Annotated in this window: 5 protein-coding genes and 2 pseudogenes; 4 read left to right on the forward strand and 3 right to left on the reverse strand. The window is 39.4% G+C overall.

What is annotated here, in order from left to right; all coding sequences use genetic code 11:
• Positions 1–103 precede the first annotated feature (103 nt).
• The 3 genes from ACK1JC_RS16810 to ACK1JC_RS16820 are packed head-to-tail and all read right to left on the reverse strand — an operon-like array spanning position 104 to position 3,123.
• Positions 104–808 (reverse strand): ABC transporter ATP-binding protein, encoded by a 705-nt coding sequence (locus tag ACK1JC_RS16810; RefSeq protein ID WP_074947794.1) that lies wholly within the window; start codon positions 806–808, stop codon positions 104–106.
• Positions 809–811: 3 nt separating this feature from the next.
• The gene (locus ACK1JC_RS16815; protein WP_074947793.1) at positions 812–2,020 is read right to left on the reverse strand and encodes an ABC transporter permease; all 1,209 of its coding nucleotides are present in this window, start codon (positions 2,018–2,020) and stop codon (positions 812–814) included.
• Positions 2,017–3,123, reverse strand: a complete 1,107-nt coding sequence (locus tag ACK1JC_RS16820; RefSeq protein ID WP_409512948.1) for an efflux RND transporter periplasmic adaptor subunit — start codon at positions 3,121–3,123, stop codon at positions 2,017–2,019. The genes ACK1JC_RS16815 and ACK1JC_RS16820 overlap by 4 nt, the downstream gene beginning before the upstream one ends.
• A gap of 342 nt (positions 3,124–3,465) precedes the next feature.
• Between ACK1JC_RS16820 and ACK1JC_RS16825 the strand changes: the two are divergent.
• The 4 genes and pseudogenes from ACK1JC_RS16825 to ACK1JC_RS16840 form a co-directional block, all read left to right on the forward strand.
• Positions 3,466–3,570: pseudogene (locus ACK1JC_RS16825) on the forward strand (transposase domain-containing protein); the annotation flags it as partial.
• Positions 3,566–3,763 (forward strand): annotated as a pseudogene (locus ACK1JC_RS16830) (beta-ketoacyl-ACP synthase I); the annotation flags it as partial. The pseudogenes ACK1JC_RS16825 and ACK1JC_RS16830, both read left to right, overlap by 5 nt.
• A gap of 65 nt (positions 3,764–3,828) precedes the next feature.
• Entirely contained in the window at positions 3,829–4,281 is a 453-nt protein-coding gene (hemJ, locus tag ACK1JC_RS16835) for a protoporphyrinogen oxidase HemJ (RefSeq protein ID WP_409512949.1), read from the forward strand.
• 272 nt (positions 4,282–4,553) lie between these two features.
• A complete protein-coding gene (locus ACK1JC_RS16840) occupies positions 4,554–4,742 on the forward strand; it encodes a transposase (RefSeq protein ID WP_163122001.1) in 189 nt (62 codons plus the stop codon).
• The last annotated feature ends 60 nt before the right edge of the window (positions 4,743–4,802 follow it).

The raw sequence follows: 4,802 nt of genomic DNA on the forward strand, positions 1-4,802 counted from the left end.
TAAGGCATAGCGTTTAGTCATAAAAGTATAATGGGGACAAGGTGGTTTTCCTCAAGGTAATTGATGACACGCCCTAGATAAAATACTTTAAATTTCTAAGTTTTTAGAAACTACGACCCTCTCCTTTTTCTTCATACGTTATTCCCTCACGAATATGATACAGTCGCTGGAAAGTCGGAATAATTTTATCGTCATGTGTAACAACAATAATTGCTGTTTGAAATTTTTCCGCCATTTCGTGCAACAAACGAATTACAGTCATGGCACGAACGCTGTCTAAAGGTGCCGTTGGCTCATCTGCCAAAATGACAGGTGGCTTATTAATCAAGCCGCGTGCAATAGCTACACGTTGTTGTTCACCACCTGATAATTGCCCAGGCATGGCATGAACACGATGCTGAACATCTAAAGCAGTCAAAATTTCTAAAGCACTTGCACGTGCAGTGTCATTAGGAACACCTGCAAGCATAGGTAATAGCGCAACATTATCTAAAACATTCAAAAAAGGAATCAAATAAGGTGTTTGGAACATAAAACCAATTTTGTCACGTCGCAATGCACTTAAATCTTTTACCAACCAGTGTTGATCAAAAATCACTTCACTCCCTAAAGTCATACGTCCTTCAGTGGGATCAATCACAGCGCCTAAACATTTTAATAAGGTACTTTTACCTGAACCTGACGGACCAATCAGTCCAACAACTTCTCCTGGATCCACCCACATATTGACATCTTTTAATGCATAAAAAGCATTATCACCTTGCCCAAAACGTTTTTTTAAACCCTCAATTAAAATTCCGTGGGTCATGTGTTATCCTCCAATTGCTTCGGCTGGATCAATACGTAATGCCATACGAATAGCTACTAGACTTGCCAACATACAAATCAACATCACAGCAATAAATCCAAGAATAGAATCCTGAGGAATCAATAATACATACTTTGGAAAATATGGCGCAGCAAAGGTTGAAGTGATTTTACCTATAGTAAATCCAATTAGACCAAGTGCGAGCGCTTGCTGTAAGATCATCCAGGCAATCGTTCGGTTGCGTGTTCCAATTAGTTTCAGAACTGCAATTTCTCGAATTTTATCCATGGTTAGGGTATAAATAATAAATGCCACAATTGCCGCGCTCACCAAAGCCAAAATTACTAAAAACATCGCAATCTGCCTTGCTGATGTTGCAATCATCTTGCTAATTAAAATATGTTCCATTTGAAGACGCGTGTAGACAGTCAGTTGCTGCCAACGTTGGATGTGTTCAGCAGTATCTTCTGCGGAAGTACCAGTTTTAAGACGGACTAAAATTGCATTTACATAACGATTGCTGGTTTGAGCACTCAGAACACTGTCTAATAAATCTGGATACGCAGGACGATTGTAAATCGGATTTTGTGCGGTACGTCGGCGGTCTTGTAAAATTGCCGCATTATCTTTTTGAAATTGGGCTTGTTGTGCATCTTTAAGCGGAATAAAAATCATCGGGTCACCACCTGATGACACCATTCGTCGAGTCAATCCTACTACAGTAAAATAATTACGACGGATTTTGATGCGATCACCTAATTTAAGTCCTGAAGTGATGTCTACAACAGCTTCATAGTGCCCCCGAGTCAATTGACGTCCCGCTAAAAGGTAAGGTGGCCAGCCTAAATTATTCCAGGCATGTTCACCTGTATGGATTCCAACCACCATCGCACGGATATCTTTATCTTTATAATGAACTTGTGTGGTCAGATAAGTAATATTTGAGGCATGTTCTACTTCAGGTGTAGTCATGACACTACGATATAAATCATCACGCACACTAGAAGGTTCAGCATATGGACCAAGCGTATCTTGTTGTACCACCCATAAATCTGCACCGCTATTATTTAATAAAGCCTTGGCATCATCCACCATACCACGGTAGACACCCGCCATAATTAGAGTCACGCCGATCAACAAGCCAAGTCCAAAACCAGTAAAAACAAACTTACCCCATGAATGGAATATATCCCGACCGGCTAAGCTAATCATTCAGATGTTCCTGCAAGATTTTTTACAATACGCAAACGGTTTTTCGCATTAAGTGGTTTTTCACTATATAAAACGATTTGATCATTTTCTGATAGACCATCGAGTACTTGAACATCACCCTCTAAATTAGAGCGACCTAGTTTAATTTCAATAAATTGTAGTTTTTGATCTGTCACTTTCCAGACACCGACTTGGTTATTGATGCGGTGAATAGCAGCATTTGGAATAGCAAGGCTGCGAGACAGTGGTGCTAATTTAATTGTCACTTCTGCTAATTCACCTAAAGGGGGTAGAGGGTTAGGTTGTTGACTAAAGACTACTTTGGCTAAGATTTCTTCGGTAATAACATCTGCACGAGGCTCTACCCATAAGACTTGACCTGAAAGCGTGTTACTTTGACGCGAACGTAAATGAATTTGTGCAGGTAAACCTGAGGCTAAGCCAATCGCACTAGATTGATCGAAGCGTGTATTCAACCAAATAGACTTCGGGTCTACAATTTCCAATACGGTTTGCCCTGCAACTACAGTAGAGCCAGGTTCTGCATAACGGGCTGTGACTATACCTGGTGCTGTTGCCATTAAATTTAAATTGTCGCGCTGGGCTTGTAGTGTATTGAGGTCTGCACGAGCTTTATTAAGTTCTTGTTGCATTGAGCCAAGTGCTGTTGTAGCGAGATCAAGCTCCTGCTGCTTAATCGCGAGTGACTCTTGACTGGTGGCATTGATTTTGGTGAGTTGCTGATAGCGTTGAACTTGTTGCTGTGCAAACTTTTGACGAATTTGAATATCTTGTTGCTGAGAGATGATTTTTTGGATAATGGCACGTTGTGCAAGTGTTTTTTCTTCCAAATCGACTGGATCCATTTCTCCCAAGAGCTGTCCAGTTTGTACAGCATCGCCAATATCGACTTGAAGGTTTTTAAGACGACCTGCCGCTGTGGGACCAATTTTGTAATTATGACGAGCTTCAACAGTCGCTATACCAAACAGACTAGGCTGAATAGATTTATACTTAACCTGTGTCAGACTGACCTTGACTGGTGCAAAAGGTCCTGTACGTAGCAGGACATAAACCAAAAATAAAATTAATGTAATAAGCACTACAAAAACGGAAAGAGCCCTCTTTCCTAATGGAAATATTTGCATCTGTATTTTGCTTATCTTGATTAATTAAGAATAATATAATCTATTCTTAAATATTGTAAATAACAATTCCTTCTTAATTTAGATACTTAATCGGTCCGAGGCTGCCACTATCCAAGCTCATTCCACTGAATTATCACTTTCTAATGAACGAATTCCTTCCCAAAAAGCACTGTAGTAAGCTCTCTAGTGAACACACCTTACAAAGCTATTCGATAATCCTTAATTTGGTCCCCACTTAAAATAAGTGGAGACTTAATTCATGACTACAAATACTCATGCATGGGATGTAAGAGCTAGCTGTTTGCAGGATCACTGTACAGTGGTCAACGAGCTGTGAACACATGATGCTTACAGTCAGCGAAACTGAATGGACTGGATCCGTATGCCTATATGAGTGATTTATTCAGTATTGATGATGCAAAATGACTTTATTGCACCAAAAATCAACGTGACTGAACTGGATGAAGGTGCAAAACCATTTGATATCGTGCTTGAAAAATGTGACATAAAATTGAATACTATGATGAGTAACAGTTTCGGTTTTGGCGGTGTAAATGCATGTCTTGTTTTCAAAAAATTGAGAAGGCTAAGCTAAAAATTGTTGATCATTCGGCAACGGATGATCAACTTCTGCCACACTGCCCTTAAAAGGGTGAATAGATGGATGCTCCTTCTGATGCTTTCTTGTGGGTAAAAGCATTACATATTATTGCTGTAGTTTGCTGGTTCGCCGCTTTGTTCTACTTGCCACGTTTATATGTTTATCATGCGATGAGTGAAGATGCCACGAGTCATCAGCGTTTCCAGATTATGGAACGAAAGTTGTACCGCGGCATCATGTGGCCGTCAATGCTTGCCACTCTCATCACAGCGCATTTTTTAGTGGATTGGGGTGATGCAACTCGACATTACCATGAAGCACTCTGGTTTTACCTGAAAGTTGGATTAGTGGGCTTACTGGTGATTTACCATTTTTTTTGTGGTTATTACCGTAAAAAACTGATGGAAAACCCGCATTACAAATCACATAAGTTTTGGCGTTTCTTCAATGAAATGCCAACGCTTATTTTACTCGCAGTAGTGATTTTAGTGGTGGTTAAACCGCAGTTTTAATCCAGTTGATTTTAAAAAACCTCCTAAGTCGGTTTTTTTGGTGAGAATATATACACTTTAAATGGGTTCTAACAACAATTCGTATATTAATATAAATAACTTAAAAATCATTTATGAGAAAAATAGGTAAAAATCCATTTTCGAAACAACTTGGTTGTTTCTCAATTAAAAAAAGCGTGGATATCGTAAGCGTCCGCTGAACACACCTTATGAATTCATCCTATAAGCTTTAATTTAGTCCCCACTTAAAAACAAAGTGGGGACTTAAATTTATGACTACAAATAATCAGACATCCATCGCATCTCTTGCGAAAAAACGAAGAACATACAGTGCTGAATTTAAGATCGTTCAGGCTTGTAAAGCACCAGACGTTTCAATTGCTTCGGTCGCTTTGAAACATGGATTGAATACAAATCTTGTATCCAAATGGATTCGCTTAATTGGGCACTGTTGCAAATAACCACGAATGGTAAGCTGAAGACTGTTTTAGCTAAAGGTGCAGCATATGAATCCTTTCCAT

Source organism: Acinetobacter sp. TY2, assembly GCF_046269225.1.
Classification (GTDB): Bacteria; Pseudomonadota; Gammaproteobacteria; order Pseudomonadales; family Moraxellaceae; genus Acinetobacter.

Coding starts and splice junctions, on each gene's coding strand:
- ACK1JC_RS16810 (WP_074947794.1), bottom strand. CDS start 808: ATGACCCACGGAATTTTAATTGAGGGTTTAAAAAAACGTTTTGGGCAA.
- ACK1JC_RS16815 (WP_074947793.1), bottom strand. CDS start 2,020: ATGATTAGCTTAGCCGGTCGGGATATATTCCATTCATGGGGTAAGTTT.
- hemJ (WP_409512949.1), top strand. CDS start 3,829: ATGGATGCTCCTTCTGATGCTTTCTTGTGGGTAAAAGCATTACATATT.
- ACK1JC_RS16840 (WP_163122001.1), top strand. CDS start 4,554: ATGACTACAAATAATCAGACATCCATCGCATCTCTTGCGAAAAAACGA.